The organism is Paenibacillus sp. GCM10012306, from assembly GCF_042649265.1.
Classification (GTDB): Bacteria; Bacillota; Bacilli; order Paenibacillales; family Paenibacillaceae; genus Paenibacillus_AQ.
Genome location: NZ_JBHRYW010000002.1, coordinates 586,542 through 606,231, shown reverse-complemented (window position 1 = coordinate 606,231; position 19,690 = coordinate 586,542). Strand labels below are relative to the sequence as shown.

Genomic DNA, 19,690 nt, shown 5'->3' with positions numbered 1-19,690 from the left:
AACTGTGAATCCTTCTTATGTTCCCCATAAAGCCAAAGTCTATGCATCCCTACCGTTTACTGGGTTGATGTAGATTCTGAGTTCGTTGCACCGCTGTTCCCAGTGCCATTGCCGCCAGATGCTTCATTCAATTCCAGCAAAATACGAGACGAGGATTTACCGTCTGTAACCTGTTGACCATTGACTGTAATGATTGTTGCTGGCGAATAACCGGATTTGATATACATCCCTGCACTGTCGAGCGTGAATGTCATATTATCTCCTGCAGCAGTGTTACCAAAGGAAAGCTTTTCTCCCTTGGAGTTAGAGCCTTTATACACTTCAAGCCAGCTGACTCCGTTTGCCGCAATCTTCACTTGCACCGCACTTCCCGGAGGAGCAGATACCTTAAAGATTGTGCTCTTGCCTGATTTGCGATCCTCAGTGACCGTAACGGCCTGTGGAGGCGGAGGAGGCGTCGGTGAAGGGGTAGGCTGTAATGTAGGCTCCGGCGTAGGTTCCACGCTGGCAGTGCCCTCGGTGGCCGTAGGCTTCGCTGTATTGCCTGCTGCTGGCGGTGGAGTCTGAGCTGTGGCCGGGTCCTGCTGAGCATCCGTTACCTTGGTCGAATCAACCTGATTGCTTTCGCCTTTATTCAGGTTAGATGCATACATATAGATGACGGCAATAATCAGGACGGGAAAAGTCCACATTAATAGCGTTGGCAACCACTTCGCGTTACGTTCCGTCTCGGGTCTGCGGCTGCGCTTTTGAATGACTGTTTCCATTGGGGTCGTTTCCACCGGCGGTGCTGGTACATTGCCATGCTCCTCCAGCAGCTCGTCAGGGTTAATTCCTACGGCTTCCGCATAGGTTTTGATGAAAGCCCGGACATAAAAACTTCCCGGGAGCACCTTATAATCCCCCGCCTCGATGGCTTCCAAATATTTTTTTCTGATCTTCGTAACTTCCTGGACATCGTCAAGACTCATGCCTTTTTGTAGGCGTGCCTCTTTCAATTGCCGGCCCAGTTCCGACATACCATCACCTCCTTGTTCTCTCATGTTTATAGGTCCTCATTGTAGCTTCCGGTGAATGTCTCGTACAAGATCTCTTCGCTAGGAGAATTTCGCAGTTCAATAATGATGTCAAAATCATCAAAGCTGTACTCCGATTCACGCACAAAAATATCCGGATGCTCAATAACCTTCGTGCTCGGCATGCTCATCACATTCTGCAGCAGATTATAATGCTTCTCATTGGAGCGGATCGTACTGACGATACCGTCAATAATAAACACATTATGAGGGTTCATCTCATCCTCTGCAAGCTGGCTGCGCACCGTCTGCCGTAGAAGTGTCGAGGACACGAAGGTCCATCTCTTCATCGCGCAGACACTGCCGGCTATAATGGACTCCGTCTTGCCTACACGAGGCATCCCACGCAGTCCTATTACCTGATTACCTTCACGTTTAAACAACTCGCCAAGAAAATCCACCAGAAGCCCCAGCTCATCTCTCGTGAATCTGAATGTCTTGCGGTCGTCTGAATCTCGGTCTATATATCGTCCATGCCGGACAGCCAGCTTGTCCACCAGCCGTGGAGGACGCAAAGCCGTAACGGTAATATTATCAACTTTTTTGAGCATTTCGCCCATTAACATAATCTTCTCTTCGTCATTGGTCTCGAGCAGCATGCCTCGAGTCTTGCCTTCTACACCGTTAATCGTAATAATGTTGACTTCCAACATCCCGAGCATAGAAGCGATATCACCGAGCAGACCAGGTCTGTTCTTATGTATCTTATATTCCATATACCACTGTTTATGTTCCACTTGTACACCTCATAGATTCCTTTTCCCTGCACCTGCCAAACGTCAAAAAAAGCTCTGTCTCGACAAAGCGCTGCATTGCACGGGTCATGTTAATGATATATAAAATAAAAATGAAAGGCAAGTTCAGTCCTGTAATAATTACAGAAAAGCTCCCCGAAGGGAGCTTTTTCCGCAAGCTTATGCGTGTTGTTTCGCTAGCTTGACCATGAGTTTGGCAATTGTTTGCTTCTCTTCATCGCTGCCAACATCCCATAGTTCCTTGATCGCCCGGTTCGAAGAGTTTGCTGGATCAACCTTGTTGTCGAGGAATTCCCCGATTTCAAAAGCCAGCTTGGAGATGGTGTCTTCACTCATCCCGATCTTCTCAGCCTGAACGACCCGTTCACCCAGAAATTTTTTCCAGGCATCGTAGTTTTTGATTACCGTATTCTCTGTTGACATCTTAAATCCTCCTTCTTGGTTACGGTCAACTCCTTCGTCAAAAGCGAAAGAACCGCCGTCTTGCGTGAGATTTAAAATCAACAGTAATAATATGTCTCGGGCACGGAGTTCTTATGCTGGAGCTTTTCTCCAAGCCCGGGACCTCTAGGTAATCCAGCCCCCGTTCGGACTGATAACTTGTCCTGTAATATACCCGGATTCAGGCAGCGCGAGAAAATACACAAGCGAAGCGATTTCATCAGGCGCGCCAAGCCGCCCGGCAGGAATCTCTTCCTCCAACATGCGCAGATCTTCCTCCTCCAGATTCGCCAGCATAGCCGTATTCACCGCACCCGGCGCCACAGCATTCACCGTGACACCGGAAGGCGCCAGTTCTTTGGCCAGTGCCTTGGTGAACGCATTGACACCGCCTTTGCTAGCGGAATAGGCCACCTCGCAAGAAGCGCCGGAGATCCCCCACACAGAGGACACATTAATAATTCGTCCAAAACGCTGTGAGACCATATACGGCATGAAAATTTGACTACAAAGGAAGGTCCCCTTCAAATTAACCGCCATAATCTCATCCCATTCGTCTTCGGAAAGATCTGCCAGCATCCCGTAATGGGCTTTACCGGCATTGTTAACGAGGATGTCCGGCTGAAGTCCACTGCTCTCTAACCTTTCAGCCATACGCAAAAGCTGACTGCGGTTTTTGACGTCCGCAGTCACTGTCATTACTCTTGCCCCTAGGGCCATGCAGCGGCGGGCAACGTCATTCGCCGCTTCATGAGAGTTCATATAATGGATTACTATATTCATGCCCACCGATGCAAAGCGTTCGGCAATAGCGCCGCCGATTCCCCCGCTGCCACCGGTAATAAGCACAGTCATTTCTCCAATCGGCTTGCTGCTCTCTCCCGGAAACGACATTAAGGGCTCACCACCAGCGAAATCGCCAACTGATCCCAATCCACATGGCTACGCAGACGTGCATTGACCTCGTCAAGAGTGATGGATTCATATAACGGGAGCACTTCAAAAAGATCTCCCCCGCGGAACTGATAGCGAGTGAACTCATGGGCAATATTTTCCGGAGAATTCAGCATGCGGAGATAACCGCCGATTTTCTTTTTGCGTGCCCGTTCAAAATCCTTCTCGGCAAATCCGGATTGCAGAATCGGTTCAATCTCTTCCTTGATCCGCTTGAGCAGGAAATCAGGGTCCTTCGTATCGCCACCAATGGCGGAGAAAGCGTACTGCGGCGAGCTGTTGAACTCATGGCCGAAGCTGTCGGAGATCAGTTCCTCGTCATATAGCTTCTGGTACAATGCTGTACTGCTGCCCAGCAGCAAATCCAGCATCAGCTTGGTCGTCAGATCGCGGCGTACAGCGGCTTCTCCGGCAAGGCCGAGGTCCTTCTCTTTGAAACCGAACAGGAGCTTCGGCATCGAGACAGCCAGCTTGCTCTCCTTGCGCTTAGTGGCTACCTGCTCTGGTTCTTGTTCAAAAATGCGTTCAATTTCGCCCTGTTTATCATAGGATTTCCCAGCCTGATTGCTGCGAATGAGCTCGAAAACTTTCTCCGGCTCCACACCACCTACGACGAACAACAGCATATTGCTCGGGTGGTAAAAAGAGTTGTAGCACGTATACAATGTCTCTTTCGTAATGGTCGCGATAGACTCGATAGTTCCGGCGATATCAATATGAACAGGATGCTTCGCATACATGGCTTCAATGAGGCCAAAATAGACGCGCCAGTCCGGATTGTCGGCGTACATATTGATTTCCTGACCGATAATCCCCTTTTCCTTCTCCACATTCTCATCTGTGAAATAAGGACGCTGCACAAAGTCAACTAATGTGCTGAGGTTGGTCTCAATATTCTCTGTTGCCGAGAACAAATAAACCGTCTGGTCAAAGCTAGTGAATGCATTCGCTGAAGCGCCGTTGGAGGCAAAGGTGGCAAAAATATCGCCTTCCGGTTCCTCGAACATTTTATGCTCTAAAAAGTGGGCAATCCCGTCGGGAACCGTTGTTTCTTCCCCGCCAGCTACCCGGAAATGATTATCTACTGATCCGTATTTTGTGGCAAATGTCGCATAGGTTTTACGGAAACCTGGCTTAGGCAGCACATACACCTGCAGGCCATTGTCCATTACCTCATGATACAGCGTTTCCTGAAGCTTGTCGTAACGTAACTGTTCCACCGCTATTCCTCCTTCTGCCCTGTCAGGAAATAAATCGTGTCGAGTTGGAACGATTCCGCAGCGGCCTTAACATCGTTAGCTCCGATTTGTTCCACTTGCGTCAGCAGCTCCTGCGCAGACCGGTCTTTTCCGGATAACTGGCGGTTAAAATCAAATGAAATCAGCTCAAAGGCGGAATCCGGAATCTCTGAGAGCAAATTACGAATCATCGCTTTGGTCTGACTCAGTTCCAGATCACTGATGTTACCGCGTTTCAGTTCGTCGAGCTGCTGGCGGATAATATCCACCGCTTTGCTGTAATTCTGAATCTCAATCCCGGACTGAATCGTGCCAATCCCTTTATGTCCGTCATAGCGAGAAGAAGCATAATAAGCCAGACTCTCCTTCTCACGCACATTAACGAAGAGCTTGGAATGCGGGTAACCGCCCAAAATCCCGTTATACATCAAGGCTGATGCATAGGTATCGTCTTTGTAAGTAATTGAAGTACGCAGACCCATATTCAGCTTGCCCTGATTGACATCCAGCTTCTCCTCCACCGTACGGACTTCACTCACGGATACCGGAGTAAAATTGGAAGAATAGGCTGGAACAGCAGCATCGCTGCGGCCGAAATGACGCTTAACCAGCTTCTCTACCTCTTCCGGGGTCGTATCTCCCACCACATAAAGGTCCAGAATCGCTCCATCCAGCCAGGAGTTGTATGACTTATAGAGACTCTCTGGCGTAATGCCGTCAAGATCGGCGCGCTGTCCCAACGGGTGCAGGCGGTAAGGCTCATTGCGGCACATTTCTTCGATACAACGTTCGGCCGCATAGCGGATTTTATCGTTCACGATAGCTTCCAGCTTCTTGCGGACCGTTTCCCGCTCGGTAGCTACATAGGACGAACGGAACGTTCCGTTCTCCAGCGCTGGCTTCGTCAGTACTTCGCCCAGGAAGGCAAAAGATTCGCCCAGCAGGCTTTCCTTGCTTTGGACAAAGGAATCATTGATCGTATCCATACGGAACTGAACGATCTGGTAATCGCCTCTTTTGTATACATCAAAACCGAAACCCGCACCATACAATTCTTCCAATTGTTCACGGAACTGAGTCGTCTCCGGATAGGAGGCCGTACCTCTGCGCAGCACGAAAGGAACTAGCGCTGTTGGAGTTACGGTATCTTCTTTGAGCGGAACGCCGGCATAAAGTGAGATGGCGAAGGTCTTGAACGCCTTCGTCGGCAATACGTGAATACGCATGCCTGCGACGCTGCCATGTTGAAAACCATTATTAGTCAAGTCCAAAACTCCTTTACGGCGTAGATAAATGCTATACATCATGTTTATGAAGTACTTTCCATTCTAAACCATTCCAAAGTAAGGAAGCAACCGAAGGTTAGGCCCCCGGTTGCTCTTACGGATTATTTAGCTTGAACGCTGCCTAAGCGGCGGTCAGTAGGCTTTTACATACAGAAGATATGCTGCCCGATCGTCTTCACCTGTGGACGAGTCCAGATCCATTTGGAGGTCGCCGTTTTCGGGTTGAAATAATACAGGCATCCCCCAGAGGGGTCCCAGCCATTAAGGGCCTGCTGCACGGCTTTGCGCGCCTGTTCGTTCGGCTCCAGATAAATCTGGCCATCCGCTACGGCTGTGAACGCACCCGGCTGAAAGATTACACCGGACGGTGTATTGGGAAAGCTTGGGGACTTCACGCGGTTCAGAATGACTGCTGCAACAGCAACCTGACCTTCAAACGGCTCACCGCGGGATTCCCCGTATACGGCGTTGGCCATAATCTTAAGATCATTTTCCGATAAACCCATAGTGTTACCCGACGACAGTTCAGCGGTGTTGTTCGTTTCCTTGGTGTTATCCCCACCACCAGCGTTGCTCGGCGTTTTGGAGGCAGTACCGGTTGGCGGTTCGGTTGGCCTCCAGTCCTTTGTCGCGTTATACAGCTTCAGTTTGGTTTTGGCACCTACAACACCATCAGCTGGCATACCGAATTTCCACTGAAACCACTTCACAGATTCCAGGGTCGTAGATCCAAACTGGCTGTCTATCGCCCCATCGTAATAACCCAAGAATTTCAAGCGGCCCTGCAGCTCGTATACATCTTTCCCGGAGGCTCCGTATTTAACAGTTGTCGTGCTAAAGGCAGGTAAAGCTTCCTGCTCATAGCTGCCCACCTCTTTAGAAGGCGACACAGTGGTGTTCTCCACGTTACGGGCTGCAGCGCTCTTTTGACTGAACATGATGCTGCTTGCAAAAGGGGCGGTCGTTATGGCAAGGGTCAGTACGGCAAGTAACCATAGCTTCTTATTCTTCATAGGGCATCGCTCTACCTTTCTCTTGTAAGTTCTGCATGGATGGCTAAAGTTATTATGACGACTGTCAGCTCTTCCTATGCATGGCAGTGGAGAAGGGTCAGGAATTCGTTGCTAATGAGAATGATTATCATCAATGATATTTACTCGCTTAATGCCCAGCTTGACTATATCGTGAACAGTCTTCTAGCTACAGTAAAATAAACTTGCTTAACAAGAGTAAAAACGTTGCTTCCTAGAATGTTAAAAAAGGCCCGCTCCAAAACAGGTTATCCTGTCCTGGGGCGGGCCTTCTCATGTTGTTGTTAAATACGTTGACAGTTATGCTATGAACTGATCCGGTTATGCTGATACTGTTCCAGCGAAACCAGCACCTCACGCGGCTTGCTGCCCTCGTAAGGACCGATTACCCCACGGGCCTCCATAGAGTCAATTAGGCGCGCAGCGCGGGTGTAGCCGACTCTCATGCGGCGCTGAAGCAGGGATACGGATGCTTGCTTGGCCTCAAGCACAATTTGTACGGCTTGTTCGTACAATTCATCTTGCGGCTCATCCTCTTGGGCTCCTGTATCATCGATTTCAGGCACGATGGATTCATCATAGGTGGCTTCACCCTGACTGCTGACGTAATGCACAATCGTCTCCACCTCCTGATCGCTCATAAAGGCGCCCTGAACGCGTATAGGTTTAGAGGAGCCCATCGGCATGAACAGCATGTCTCCCCGACCTAGCAGCTTCTCTGCGCCAGCCATATCAAGAATGGTCCGTGAATCCACCTGTGAGGATACACCAAAGGCAATCCGTGATGGAATATTGGCCTTGATCACACCGGTAATGACATCCACTGAAGGACGCTGGGTCGCGATGATCAAGTGGATACCTGCCGCCCGGGCCATTTGCGCTAGTCGGCAGATAGCATCCTCCACATCGTTCGCAGCTACCATCATAAGATCGGCAAGCTCGTCCACAATAACAACGATATACGGCAGCACAGCGGCCGGATTGTCCTTCATCAGATTGTTATAGCCTTCCATATTACGGGTTCCGGATTTGGAGAACAGTTCATACCGCTTCTCCATCTCCACCACAATTTTTTTCAAGGCCAGACTGGCCCGCTTCGGATCAGTAACGACCGGGGCCATGAGATGCGGTATGCCGTTGTATATATTCAGTTCCACCATCTTGGGATCGACCATCAGGAACTTAACTTCATTAGGCTTCGCTTTATATAAAATACTGGTAATAATACCATTAATACAAACCGATTTACCAGAGCCTGTAGCTCCGGCCACAAGCAAGTGGGGCATCTTCGCCAGATTGCCAATAATCGTTTGTCCCGAAATATCACGTCCAAAGGCAATGGATAGCTTGGACTCAGCTTCGGTAAAGGTCTGGGTCTCCATAACCTCACGCATGGTAACGACGGACACTTCCGGATTCGGTACCTCAATCCCGATCGCTGATTTACCCGGAATCGGCGCTTCCATACGGATATCCTTAGCGGCCAGAGCCAGTGCGATATCATCCGTGAGATTCACAATACGACTCACCTTCACCCCGATATCCGGCTGGATCTCGTAACGCGTGACCGCAGGACCACGTACCACCTCTAGCACCTTGGCCCGGACGCCGAAGCTCTCTAGCGTGGCCTCCAGCTTACGGGCTGTCTGCATGTAATCATTCTGATCTCCAGCTTTACCGCCATTATTCGGCTTCGACAAGAGCCTGAACGAAGGCAGCTTGTACGGCTTCGGAGGTGGCGGTGGTGGAGAAGCCGGCGGAGCACCCTCCTCTTCGGATAGATCCGAAACTGGCGAGGTCACAAGTCCTCCCACTCCGGCAAAACCCAGCGCCCCATCGGCGGTATTAGCCCCGAAGGTCTCGCTGACGTCTGCCCCCGGACCAGCGATAATTTCCGGCTCCTGTGAACTGATCTTGATCCCGTTTCGTGCTGCCGGAGAGAATTCACTCCACTCCTCACGGTCCTCATCGTTCAAGCCTTCCGAACGGATGTGCTGGAAGAAATCACGGATGATCGGTGCGTCAAAGTCCTCATCGTCAAAATCCTCATCCTCTTCGATGAAAGGAGTAACAGGCACCCCTGCGGATATCCCGGAGATAATTGGGCCGTCGGCAGGATTATATTCAATATCTTCGCCTTTAACTGGAATTCCCGTTTCTTGCACACGTGAAGAACCGGAGGTCCACTGCGAGATCTTCTGGAACAGCAGCGGTGGCTTCCGTCTCGGAAGCTGCTCCTCCTCCTCCTCGTCATCCTCGATGTCTTGAGGGACTTGACGCGGAGCAGAAGCTTTGGCCCTTGAAGGCTTAGGCTTGGCCGATACGGGCACAGCTTTCGGACGGTTAGCCGCCCGCTTGCGCAGCTCCTCGGCCAGCTTAACTGCACGAACACGCAATAGCATAAACAGTTCTACGTAAGACAGATTGGTGATGAGCATGAAGCTGATCGCGAGCATCACAATCATGATCAGCTTGGCTCCCAGACTTCCGAACAACCACAATAGGGTCGCGTATTCCAGACTGCCCAGGTAGCCTCCACTGATATCTTTCCCCAGCATATATACACTGCTGCTATCCGCTGCAGGCGTAAGTGCGCCTTTAAGATCATTATGTATTTGGGTGAACACATTTCCTGGATGCAGCATGTTAAGCGGTCCCAGCTTCTGCTCCATCGCGGATATGGTGCTCATCAGCGTCATGGACATTACAAGCAGCAGCACACCAGTATGGCGACTGCTCCAGGTAGATGGCCATCTCCTGTAGATCATAACCATGAGACCTAGAAAGATCCCCACCAGCGGCAGTACAAAATAAAATCTGCCCAGCAAATAGCCGGCCAGGCTGGAAAGAGAACGTCCCACTGCAGCCTCTCCGGATAATGCAATGACAGATAGGGTGATAAGCATAATCCCATATATTTCATATTTTAGAACACTGCCTAGCAGTGCTTTTTTCTTCTTCTGTTTTCGTTTAGCCACACCATACACCCCCGGAACAACATTATACCATATAATGGCGTGGCGTACCTATGTTCTGTTTTGTCATATATTGAGTAATTATGTTAATGAAATAATCGCTCCGGGGGCAAGCGAAGAATCAAGATAAGCGGCTAGCGGACAGTTCAGTAGCCTCACAATACGCGCACGTCCTTCATCCATGGGCTCTACTTGCATGAGCATGCCCTGATAGTGGACTTCAAGCTGTTCTGAACCGATAGTTAACGCGCCCTCCCACACCTGTTCTAAGGGCATCACTGTGAACAAGGTCATTGTGGTATCCCTCCATGCAGTGGCATGTTTGTACCGGCCACCCCGGGATCTGATCGTTCCGCAATCATGGTGTTAAGACGACTTAGCGCCGCTCCAATTCCTCCAACCTCATTCATCAGCCCGTAGCGCACTGCATCCAACCCGCCGACGGCTGTTCCTATATCCCGATTGAGTTCTCCTGTCTTGAACATCAAATCCTTAAACTGCTCTTCTGTAATGCGGGAATGCGAAGTGACGAATTTGACCACACGTTCCTGCATTTTCTCCATATACTCAAAAGTCTGGGGCACACCGATGACAAGCCCGTTCATGCGAATCGGATGAATGGTCATCGTAGCGCTCTCCGCGATGATTGAATAGCTGGAGGCTACCGCAATCGGAACGCCAATGCTATGTCCGCCACCAATGACAACCGTCACCGTTGGCTTGGTCAGCGAAGCAATCATTTCTGCAATCGCCAGTCCCGCCTCGACATCACCGCCTACCGTATTGAGAATAATCAGCAACCCATGGATGTTCTTGTTCTGCTCAGCAGCTACAAGCTGCGGGATGATATGCTCATACTTGGTTGTTTTATTATGCGGCGGCATGACGATATGACCTTCAATTTGCCCGATGATCGTGATGCAAAAAATATCAGGCTCCGCTACAGGAACCGTCGTCTGTCCCAATTCCTTCAATGTCCCTACCGGACCTGGAGGCATCGCTTGCCCTGTCTCCGGTGTTTCCTGCCCTGGCATGGTTTCCTCGTTGCTCTCCGCATTGTTACCCGTGATATGATTCATGATTCCTGACACGCCCTTTCCCTTGATTGCTTCAGTCATATTAGCTTATTAGCTATCCTAGTATGACATTTCAGGGCACTCTGTTATTCAGCAGCTTTAAATACAGAATTCATACAACTGAATTACAAGGTGCGGGAAAAAGACAACAACATGATAGATTTTGCCGAAATGAACGCAAAAAAGCCTCCTCCTCCCTGGAAACCGTCCAATATTTCCGGGAGAAAGAGGCTTGATTTATTTAAGCTATACTGAAAGAAAATGTATATTACACTTCCATGATAATTGGCAGGATCATTGGTCTGCGGCGTGTTTGCTCATAGAGGAAACGGCCGAGAGAATCTTTGACACTGGTCTTGAGGGATGCCCACTCGTTGACCTTCTCACTCATCAGGCGCTGAAGCGTGCTGGAGACGATCCGGTTAGCTTCATCCAGAAGTCCTTCCGATTCACGCACATATACGAATCCGCGCGAGATAATGTCAGGCCCGGAGACAATAGCCCCATTCTGCTTGCTTAGGGTAACTACAACTACAAGAATACCATCTTGAGACAGCAGTTTGCGGTCACGCAATACGATGTTACCCACATCACCTACACCCAGACCATCGATCAGTACGTTACCGGCAGTTACTTTGCCTGCTTTGCGTGCTGCTCCGCCTTGGATCTCAACAACTTCACCAATTTCTGTGATGAAAATGTTGGCTGGATCTACACCCACAGACTCAGCCAGAAGCGCATGTCTGCGTTGCATACGGAATTCACCATGGATCGGCAAGAAATACTTCGGCTGCATCAGGTTAAGCATCAGCTTCAGCTCTTCCTGGCTACCGTGACCGGATACGTGAACGCCGGAGTTGGAGCCGCTGTAAATAACGTTGGCACCCAGACGGAACAGTTCATCAATGGTACGGCCTACATACTTCTCATTACCTGGTACCGGAGTTGCCGCAATAATAACGGTATCTCCTGGCAAGATATCCACCTTGCGGTGGCTGGAGCGTGCCATACGAGTCAATGCGGACATCGGCTCACCCTGGCTACCTGTGCACAATACCACTACGCGGTTAGCAGCCATCCGGTTCATTTCTTCCGGCTCAATCAGCATACCATCTGGTACATGCAGATAGCCAAGCTCAGAAGCGATGGAGACAACGTTAACCATGCTGCGTCCGATAACTGTAATTTTGCGTCCAGTAGATTCAGCAGCGTTCACAACTTGCTGGATACGGTGTACGTTGGAGGCAAAAGTTGCAACCACGACACGCTGCTCCGCCTTACGGAAAATATCTTCAAGCACGATGCCGACATTTTTCTCCGAAGGTGTAAAGCCCGGTTTCTCAGCATTGGTACTATCGGACATAAGAGCAAGTACGCCCTTGCGACCAATTTCAGCCATACGATGCAGGTTCGCAAATTGACCATTGACTGGGGTGTGGTCGAATTTGAAGTCACCTGTGTGCACGACATTGCCTTCTGGTGTTTCGATGCATACGCCGACCGAGTCGGGAATACTATGGTTGGTTCTGAAGAAGGTTGCCTTCAGCGAGTTCCCCAGTTGGATCTCTGAATCTTCGTTGATCAGAATCCGTTTGGTTTCACCTAGCAGATTAGCTTCCTTCAATTTGTTCTCTACAAGACCCAAAGTCAGTCTGGTTCCGTATACTGGTACGTTCAAATTCTTCAGGACATAAGGAAGACCGCCGATGTGATCTTCATGTCCGTGTGTCAGCACGATACCTCTTACTTTGTCACGGTTCTCTGTCAAATACGAGATATCTGGAATAACGATATCAATGCCGAGCATATCCTCTTCCGGGAATTTCAGACCCGCGTCAACTACGACGATGTCGGAACCATATTGAACGACATACATATTCTTACCGATTTCTCCGACTCCGCCCAAAGCGAAAATCGTTAATTTATCATTGTTATTTTTCTTGGACAAATGAATCTAACCCTCCTATGATGTTGGACGTCATACATTTTATTTTTTTAAATACTGAAACTTCATTATTTCAGCGGCGTTGAATACATTCTGTAAATGAATACATTCTTCAAACAGCCGATAGCTTCCAAAATTGACAGGGAAATTCCGTAAGACCTTATATAAACGTGCAATGCGAAAGCTCCCGAACCCGGGCAATGAAGTGCTCCATTGAAGCGGTCAAACCGTCAAAATTCACCGCCGCGCCCCTTGCGCGAAGCCCCTGCCATGCTCTGAACAGACTTATCCAAGGACCTATCCTGTCTCACAATGCATAACATTGACGGAAGATTACCGCATATTTAATTTTAACCGCACCCAGTCACTTAACATCATTATACATGATTTTTTTGGCAAAAGACAAGTCGTCCACTCCGTAACTCTATTCTTTCCTCAAAACATCGCCATTATTTTATTATAAAACGTCCTTCATATCGTAAAAAACCGGCTCTCCACATGGAGAACCGGTCGTAGACAGTCACCTTTTGTTACATATAGATAATTACAATTAAGCGAGCATTAGATCAGGAGCGATTCAATAAATGCAGCCTCTTCTTCTGTCGGGCCAATGAGCGGAAGTCTTACTGAACCGACATTCACTCCTTTAAGACCAAGTGCGTATTTCACAGCTGCGGGATTCGGTAACGGCTGCGGGCACTCGAACAAGCCCTTGAATACCGGGAATAGCTTCCGGTGAAGCTCACCGGCACGCCGTACGTTTCCGGAATTATACGTCTCAATCATCTCCAGCATTTCAGAGCCGACAATATGACTAGCCACACTGATAATGCCATGGCCGCCCACAGCCAGCGCCGCCAGTCCTGCCGAATCGTCGCCGGTGTACACATGGAAATCCTCCGGACAAGCTGCGGCAATCAAAGTAATCTGATCTACGGAAGCACATTCCTTGGTAGCCACGATATTAGGAATTTCTGCAAGTCGCAGCGTTGTAGCCGCGCTCATACTGACTCCCGTTCGGCTAGGCACATTGTATAGAATCACCGGAAGCTCGGTCTCTCTGGCAATAGTGGCAAAATGCTGATACAACCCTTCCTGGTTGGGCTTGTTGTAATACGGCACTACCACCAGTACACCATCAACGCCGATCCGTTCCGCTTCCTTCGTGAGATGAACAGAGTGCTTCGTATTATTACTGCCTGTACCAGCAATAATTTTGCAGCGTCCACGAGCCTTTTCCAATACGAATTCAAACAGCTTCAGCTTCTCCTCATCACTTAAGGTCGGAGATTCGCCAGTTGTTCCGCAAACGATCAGACCCTCGGATTTCTGTTCTTCAATCAAATAATCAACGAGACGCGAAGTTTCCTCCCAATTGATTTCTCCCGCTTCGTCGAAGGGGGTGACCATTGCTGTAATCAATCTCCCGAAATCCATTTTGAATTCCTCCTTTAACGGTGTAATTCAAACTTGGCATGCAGCGCTCGCAGCGACTGTACCATGTCTTCCTTCTTCACGAGCACCCAAATGGTTGTATTGGAATCTGCGGACTGCAAAATCTGAATGTTCTGCGAGCTGAGCGCCTCCACGATCTGCGCCATAATGCCGGGAACACCGTTAATGCCGCCGCCAATAACAGAAACCTTGGCACAACCGGACAAGCTCTTCGGACGAAGACCCAGCTCCTGCAGCGCTGCGATGGCTTTCTCAGAATGATCATCGAAGACGGTGTAAAGAGCTTCCGTAGGTGTAACATTAATAAAATCAACGCTGATTCCGTTGTCCGCCATACTTTTGAAAATCTGCAGCTGCATTCCCGTTCCGTTTCCCTCCGGACATTCCACCGAAATCTGCGTCACATTGCTGACATAAGCAATCCCGGTAACGAAACGGTCTACGATGCCCGCCTGCACATCATTAAAGCCTTCAGGATGCGTAACCAGTGTACCCTCCGTGTCGGAAAAAGTAGAACGAACACGCACTGGAATTTGCGCCTGCATGGCGATTTCCACAGCGCGTGGATGAATAACCTTGGCTCCCTGATGGGCCATATTGCAAATCTCTGTGTAGCTGACAATGGTCAATGGCTTGGCATCCTCGACTATACGGGGGTCCGCTGTCAAAATTCCGTTCACATCGGTGTAGATATCGACCATATCCGCACGTAGCGCCGCCCCGAGCGCGGTTGCCGATGTATCGCTTCCGCCCCGCCCAAGCGTTGTGAAATCTCCGGCTTCCGTCTGTCCTTGAAACCCGGTTACGATGACTACCTTCTGCTCCCTTAGTTCACGAAGAATACGCTCTGGGCGCACATCCAAAATTCTGGCATTGCCGAAGTTGTTGTCCGTCAGGAATCCGGCCTGGGCTCCAGTCAGCACCGTAGAAGGAATGCCCTCATTCTCCAGTAACCCGCAGAGCGTCGTTGCAGAGATAATCTCCCCACAGCACATCAGCAGATCCTTCTCCCGGTCACCAATGGCGTTGCCGTTCTGTACTGCCCAATCCAACAGTGTATCTGTGGCGTAAGGCTCCCCCCGGCGGCCCATGGCTGAAACCACAATCACCAGATTATAACCGCTTGCCAGTTCACGTTTGACATGACGGATGACATGTTCTCTCGCCTGTGGTGTGGAGAGCGATGTTCCGCCAAATTTTTGCACCAAAATACCCATGTATTATTCCTCCATTACTATCGAAGCAAGCACACTAATAAATACGCAGAAAGCAAGCTCTTTTAGAAGCGCAATGTTCACTGCGAAGTCGTGATTCAACGGTATATTGTTAAAAAAATGGTTGTACCGCCCTCGGAAATGAGGACGGCAGCAGCCGAGCTGTATAGTTGTCAAGCCATAAAATCAACAATCGTCGATGATCTGCGGCATTGAACCTCCGCCACATCCCTTGCACATCTCCCCTTCGAAAGTTAGAGGCAATCTCTAATAGTTCCCTTGATTATGCTGAATGAAACCGTTCGATGATCATCGGCTGCAACTGATTTCCCTGCAGAGCGGCATAGCAGGCCTCCGGAATTAGCTCCATCCGGGCCACTAATGAATTGGGCTTGCCGTGTGGACTATCCTGGCCGAACGGTACAAAATAAATATTCTTGGTCACGAGCAGCTTCGCTATATTAGCGGCATTCAGTCCCAATCCATCATTGGTGGAGATCGCCAGCACAAGCGGACGCCCGTTGCGCATCTGCGATTTTGCCGCCATTAATACAGGACTATCTGTCATGGCATTAGCCAGCTTGCTTGTTGTGTTGCCTGTGCAGGGCGCAATCGTCAGCACATCCAGCAGCTTGGAAGGACCCAGCGGTTCCGCTTCAACAATTGTAGAAATGATATCATTCCCTGTTATATCTTTCAACTGTTTTAGCCAACTTTCCGATGTTCCAAACCGCGTGTCCGTTGCCAGTACCGATCCCGAAACGATTGGCACCACGTTCGCACCATCGTCGATAAAGCGCTGGATCTGCGGCATTACCTCGGCAAAAGTGCAGTGCGAGCCGGTAATGGCATACCCTACTGTTTTTCCGTGCCAGTTCATTATACATCCCCCCTGTTCAAAGTCCCGTCCGATATCGACTGTACCAATGCATTTGCCATGATGATTCCGGCACTCCTCGGGGCAACGATTCCCGGCAATCCGGGAGCCAGTAATGCCTTGATTCCACGTTTCTCCGCATAGCGAAAATCACAGCCGCCCGGAGCAGAAGCCAAATCAACGATTAGGCAATGTCTAGGAATCCGGGACAGCACCTGGGCTGTAATGATCATGTCTGGAATCGTATTAAAGATCAGATCCGAATCCGTAACATGAGCCAGCAAATTGTCTGTCATAAATGGTTCCCAGCCCATCTCCTCCGCTCTGGCATAATGCTCCTGTCTCCGAACACCCACTTTCACCTTCGCCCCCAAACCCTGGAGACTGCGGGCCATCGTAAAGCCTGTTCTGCCAATTCCCAGCACCATGGATCTTGACCCATGAATGGTAAAATCCGTATTCTGAATCGCCATGACCAGTGCTCCTTCCGCCGTCGGAATGGAGTTATAAATCGCCACATCATCACGGCCTAGCAATTCGATCAGCTTCAATTCATGTTTGGTGCACAGCCTGCGCAGATAGTTTTTGGCCATTCCGGTATAGACAGTACAATGCGGTGGCAATGCAGCGGCGTGCTCCTCCAGCAGCTTAAGCGGTTCAGAAGAGAACAGCGCGCTGATATTCCCCTCATCATCACAACCTACGGTTGGCAATACGAGCACATCGGCATTTCCCAGCAGCGCCACTGACAGTTGTTCCAGGCTCGCCCCTGGGCAAGGGGCTTCCCATTTATCGAACCCGGCAACGCTTACCGTTGCATCCATTTCCACGCACTTCCGAATCACTTCCAATTGTCTTGCGTCCCCGCCCAGGAACACGATCCTGACGCCAGTAAGCATAGGGATGACGCTCCTTTCCATTACACTCCAAGGCTATAAGGCATCTTATGCTGGGCATTCGGGATGGGTGAAAAGCGGAGTAGTTGTTTTGAGAAAATCGATAATTAAACCCTTGATCATTGAACCAATCTCGAAATCCGAACTTGCTTCTTGTTCCCTCTGCTAACGGACCTCAGATACGTTATTTCCTAACAACTGACCGTTCCAAAAAATAACGGACTCCAGAGACGCTATGAGCAGAAATCGGGTGTAAAATCCACGGTTTAGAAGAAAATGGCGGCACCTGAGTCCGTTACATGTTCCAGAAGCTGCTTGATGTGTAAATAACGGCGCTGGAGTCCGTTAGCCCCCATGCATAAGTCTCCAATCTTCTGAAGCAGTGGTTTTGACAAGGATTGATGATGAAGCTGAGCCTGATTTATAAGGCTCAGCTTCATCATCAACAATCGTAGAGAATGGAATTTCTCGACAGTCTGAGAAATTCCATTTATTCATGCCAAATAAGGTGAAAAAGAACATTTAACAGGATATTCCCCTGCCATCAAGGTCCGTCTTACGCTCGAACGTGGGCTCAGGATAAAAATAAACAAATGCACATAATCCACCAAGTTACATTCTCGTACACAAAGGTTACACTCATCCAAAAAGTTAGATTTTTAAGTTTACATTAGATAACAACGCAAAAAAGCTCACGGAATGAGCTTTAAACAGCACAACTCCCGTAAGCTTTTTCATATATGTAGCTATTGTTGTATCCTTGTTTATTTCCCTGTATGTCCGAATCCGCCTTCACCACGAACGGTTGCAGACAGCTCCTCCACTTCAACCAGTGTCACTGCTGGCACTGCCTGAAAGACCATTTGGGCAATGCGCTCATTACGGGCAATAGCAAACGGCTCTTGGCCCAGATTGATCAGCAGCACCTTGATTTCTCCCCGGTAATCGGCATCAATGGTACCTGGTGTGTTCAAGCAGGTAATACCATGCTTCAAGGCCAAACCACTGCGTGGGCGAATCTGCGCTTCCAAGCCATCCGGCATGGCGAGCGAGATGCCCGTTGGAATTAATGCACGCGCACCCGGTTCAAGCACGACATCGCTGTCCACGGCAGCGTACAGGTCGTAACCGGAGGCCTGCTCTGACATTTTGCGTGGCAGGGATACATCCTCATTTCCTGGTTGTTTATGAATTTGAACGAAGTAAGACAAGATCATCTCTCCTAACATTAACTATAGCTTTATCTGTTGAGCCCACCATGGCCATTGCCAACGGCTGGGAGAACATGTTGTCCAGTACAGCGTTGATGTCATTCATCGTCACCTGCTGGATTTTGGCAATCATATCATCGAGCGTATTATGTCTGCCGAGCATCAGCTCATTTTTGCCGATACGGTTCATTCTGCTGCTGGTGCTCTCAAGGCTAAGAATCAGGCTCCCCTTCATTTGCTCCTTGCCTTTGACCAGTTCGTCTTCACTGAATCCCTTGTCAGCAAGCTCATACAGCATCTCTTTGGTAAGCTCCAAGACCTCCTTGGTCTGTTTGGGAGCAGTCCCGGCGTATACCGTGAACAAGCCACTATCCGCTTGGGAGCTGTGATAGGAATAGACAGAATAGGCCAGACCGCGCTTCTCACGGATCTCCTGGAACATCCGCGAGCTCATGCCGCCACCGACAGCATTGTTAATAAGCACCATTGCATATTGCAGCGGGTCGCCGGAACGAACGCCCGGAAGCGAGATACAGATGTGATTCTGCTCTGTTTTTTTGCGATGAAACAGCAGCTCTCCATGGAATTCCGGCACAGACAGCGATGCTGACGTTCCGTGGTTGTCAAATGTGCCGAAATGCTGCTCCAGCAGCCCAATAAGTTCATCGTTGATATTACCAGCTACGCTGATCACGGTATTCTCAATCGTATATTGTTCCTTCATATAGGCGCGAAGGTGATCCGGTGTCATCTCCAGCAGGCGTTCCTTCAGTCCTAGAATAGAATACGCCAGTGGGTGGTCCTGATAAGCCGCTGCACACATCAGATCATGTACCAGATCGTCCGGCGTATCCTCGCACATAGCGATTTCCTCTAGAATAACGTTTCTTTCCTTCTCCAATTCCTCGGCATCGAGTTTGGAGCGGAAGAACATATCGGAGAGTATATCCACAGCAATTGGCAAATGCTCATCCAGCACTTTAGCATAATAGCATGTGTATTCCTTCGAGGTGAACGCGTTGACATTCCCACCGATTGCATCGAACTGCTCAGCAATTTCTTTGGCGCTGTAGCGGTCTGTTCCTTTAAAAAGCATATGCTCAACAAAATGGGAGATCCCGTTGTTCTCAGGCTTCTCATTCCGTGAACCCGTCTTGACCCAGATTCCGAAAGAAACGGAGCGTCCGGTCGGAATTTTCTCCGTGACTACCCGCAAACCGTTAGATAACACTAATTTTTCCAATTCAAGCCCTCCTGGCA

At 49.5% G+C, this 19,690-nt stretch carries 18 protein-coding genes; all 18 read right to left on the bottom strand.

The window, feature by feature from the left end:
- Positions 1-56 precede the first annotated feature (56 nt).
- Entirely contained in the window at positions 57-1,019 is a 963-nt protein-coding gene (locus ACFORK_RS06530) for a RodZ domain-containing protein (RefSeq protein ID WP_379196832.1), read from the bottom strand.
- A gap of 26 nt (positions 1,020-1,045) precedes the next feature.
- Entirely contained in the window at positions 1,046-1,813 is a 768-nt protein-coding gene (locus ACFORK_RS06525; RefSeq protein WP_379196830.1) for a DUF3388 domain-containing protein, read from the bottom strand.
- Between the two features lie 177 nt (positions 1,814-1,990).
- The gene (locus tag ACFORK_RS06520) at positions 1,991-2,254 is read right to left on the bottom strand and encodes a DUF3243 domain-containing protein (RefSeq protein ID WP_379196828.1); all 264 of its coding nucleotides are present in this window, start codon (positions 2,252-2,254) and stop codon (positions 1,991-1,993) included.
- A gap of 144 nt (positions 2,255-2,398) precedes the next feature.
- A complete protein-coding gene (gene ymfI, locus ACFORK_RS06515; protein ID WP_379196826.1) occupies positions 2,399-3,166 on the bottom strand; it encodes an elongation factor P 5-aminopentanone reductase in 768 nt (255 codons plus the stop codon).
- Entirely contained in the window at positions 3,166-4,446 is a 1,281-nt protein-coding gene (gene yfmH / locus ACFORK_RS06510) for an EF-P 5-aminopentanol modification-associated protein YfmH (protein WP_379196824.1), read from the bottom strand. Before yfmH ends, ymfI begins: the two co-directional genes overlap by 1 nt.
- A gap of 2 nt (positions 4,447-4,448) precedes the next feature.
- Positions 4,449-5,690 carry an EF-P 5-aminopentanol modification-associated protein YfmF gene (gene yfmF, locus ACFORK_RS06505; RefSeq protein ID WP_379197150.1) on the bottom strand — a complete coding sequence of 414 codons (1,242 nt, stop codon included), beginning with the start codon at positions 5,688-5,690 and terminating at the stop codon, positions 4,449-4,451.
- A gap of 203 nt (positions 5,691-5,893) precedes the next feature.
- On the bottom strand, positions 5,894-6,763 hold the full coding sequence (gene sleB / locus ACFORK_RS06500; protein WP_379196822.1) for a spore cortex-lytic enzyme: 870 nt from the start codon (positions 6,761-6,763) through the stop codon (positions 5,894-5,896).
- Between the two features lie 323 nt (positions 6,764-7,086).
- Entirely contained in the window at positions 7,087-9,759 is a 2,673-nt protein-coding gene (locus tag ACFORK_RS06495; RefSeq protein ID WP_379196820.1) for an FtsK/SpoIIIE family DNA translocase, read from the bottom strand.
- Between the two features lie 78 nt (positions 9,760-9,837).
- A complete protein-coding gene (locus ACFORK_RS06490) occupies positions 9,838-10,032 on the bottom strand; it encodes a YlzJ-like family protein (protein WP_379196818.1) in 195 nt (64 codons plus the stop codon).
- Between the two features lie 14 nt (positions 10,033-10,046).
- Complete coding sequence (locus ACFORK_RS06485) at positions 10,047-10,835, bottom strand: ClpP family protease (protein WP_379197148.1); 789 nt, start codon at positions 10,833-10,835, stop codon at positions 10,047-10,049.
- A 265-nt stretch (positions 10,836-11,100) separates the two neighbouring features.
- Positions 11,101-12,780, bottom strand: coding sequence for a ribonuclease J (locus ACFORK_RS06480; protein ID WP_175371900.1), 1,680 nt, complete (start codon positions 12,778-12,780; stop codon positions 11,101-11,103).
- A gap of 558 nt (positions 12,781-13,338) precedes the next feature.
- Positions 13,339-14,214: a 4-hydroxy-tetrahydrodipicolinate synthase gene (dapA, locus tag ACFORK_RS06475; protein ID WP_379196816.1), complete on the bottom strand. Its 876-nt coding sequence runs from the start codon at positions 14,212-14,214 to the stop codon at positions 13,339-13,341.
- 14 nt (positions 14,215-14,228) lie between these two features.
- The gene (gene dapG, locus ACFORK_RS06470; RefSeq protein WP_379196814.1) at positions 14,229-15,449 is read right to left on the bottom strand and encodes an aspartate kinase; all 1,221 of its coding nucleotides are present in this window, start codon (positions 15,447-15,449) and stop codon (positions 14,229-14,231) included.
- Between the two features lie 280 nt (positions 15,450-15,729).
- Complete coding sequence (locus ACFORK_RS06465; protein WP_066362032.1) at positions 15,730-16,326, bottom strand: dipicolinate synthase subunit B; 597 nt, start codon at positions 16,324-16,326, stop codon at positions 15,730-15,732.
- Positions 16,326-17,222 (bottom strand): dipicolinate synthase subunit DpsA, encoded by an 897-nt coding sequence (gene dpsA, locus ACFORK_RS06460; RefSeq protein ID WP_379196811.1) that lies wholly within the window; start codon positions 17,220-17,222, stop codon positions 16,326-16,328. The genes ACFORK_RS06465 and dpsA overlap by 1 nt, the downstream gene beginning before the upstream one ends.
- A gap of 342 nt (positions 17,223-17,564) precedes the next feature.
- Positions 17,565-17,717 (bottom strand): hypothetical protein, encoded by a 153-nt coding sequence (locus ACFORK_RS06455; RefSeq protein ID WP_379196809.1) that lies wholly within the window; start codon positions 17,715-17,717, stop codon positions 17,565-17,567.
- Positions 17,718-17,983: 266 nt separating this feature from the next.
- A complete protein-coding gene (gene dut / locus ACFORK_RS06450) occupies positions 17,984-18,436 on the bottom strand; it encodes a dUTP diphosphatase (RefSeq protein ID WP_217622374.1) in 453 nt (150 codons plus the stop codon).
- Entirely contained in the window at positions 18,405-19,673 is a 1,269-nt protein-coding gene (locus tag ACFORK_RS06445; RefSeq protein ID WP_379196807.1) for a M16 family metallopeptidase, read from the bottom strand. The genes dut and ACFORK_RS06445 overlap by 32 nt, the downstream gene beginning before the upstream one ends.
- Positions 19,674-19,690: the final 17 nt, after the last annotated feature.

What these genes read in the sequence shown, in the direction of transcription:
- ACFORK_RS06530 (WP_379196832.1), bottom strand. Translation starts at nt 1,019, where the DNA reads ATGTCGGAACTGGGCCGGCAATTGAAAGAGGCACGCCTACAAAAAGGC.
- ACFORK_RS06520 (WP_379196828.1), bottom strand. Translation starts at nt 2,254, where the DNA reads ATGTCAACAGAGAATACGGTAATCAAAAACTACGATGCCTGGAAAAAA.
- ymfI (WP_379196826.1), bottom strand. Translation starts at nt 3,166, where the DNA reads ATGTCGTTTCCGGGAGAGAGCAGCAAGCCGATTGGAGAAATGACTGTG.
- yfmF (WP_379197150.1), bottom strand. Translation starts at nt 5,690, where the DNA reads ATGCGTATTCACGTATTGCCGACGAAGGCGTTCAAGACCTTCGCCATC.
- sleB (WP_379196822.1), bottom strand. Translation starts at nt 6,763, where the DNA reads ATGAAGAATAAGAAGCTATGGTTACTTGCCGTACTGACCCTTGCCATA.
- ACFORK_RS06490 (WP_379196818.1), bottom strand. Translation starts at nt 10,032, where the DNA reads ATGCCCTTAGAACAGGTGTGGGAGGGCGCGTTAACTATCGGTTCAGAA.
- ACFORK_RS06485 (WP_379197148.1), bottom strand. Translation starts at nt 10,835, where the DNA reads ATGAATCATATCACGGGTAACAATGCGGAGAGCAACGAGGAAACCATG.
- dapA (WP_379196816.1), bottom strand. Translation starts at nt 14,214, where the DNA reads ATGGATTTCGGGAGATTGATTACAGCAATGGTCACCCCCTTCGACGAA.
- dapG (WP_379196814.1), bottom strand. Translation starts at nt 15,449, where the DNA reads ATGGGTATTTTGGTGCAAAAATTTGGCGGAACATCGCTCTCCACACCA.
- ACFORK_RS06465 (WP_066362032.1), bottom strand. Translation starts at nt 16,326, where the DNA reads ATGAACTGGCACGGAAAAACAGTAGGGTATGCCATTACCGGCTCGCAC.
- dpsA (WP_379196811.1), bottom strand. Translation starts at nt 17,222, where the DNA reads ATGCTTACTGGCGTCAGGATCGTGTTCCTGGGCGGGGACGCAAGACAA.
- ACFORK_RS06455 (WP_379196809.1), bottom strand. Translation starts at nt 17,717, where the DNA reads ATGAATAAATGGAATTTCTCAGACTGTCGAGAAATTCCATTCTCTACG.
- dut (WP_217622374.1), bottom strand. Translation starts at nt 18,436, where the DNA reads ATGATCTTGTCTTACTTCGTTCAAATTCATAAACAACCAGGAAATGAG.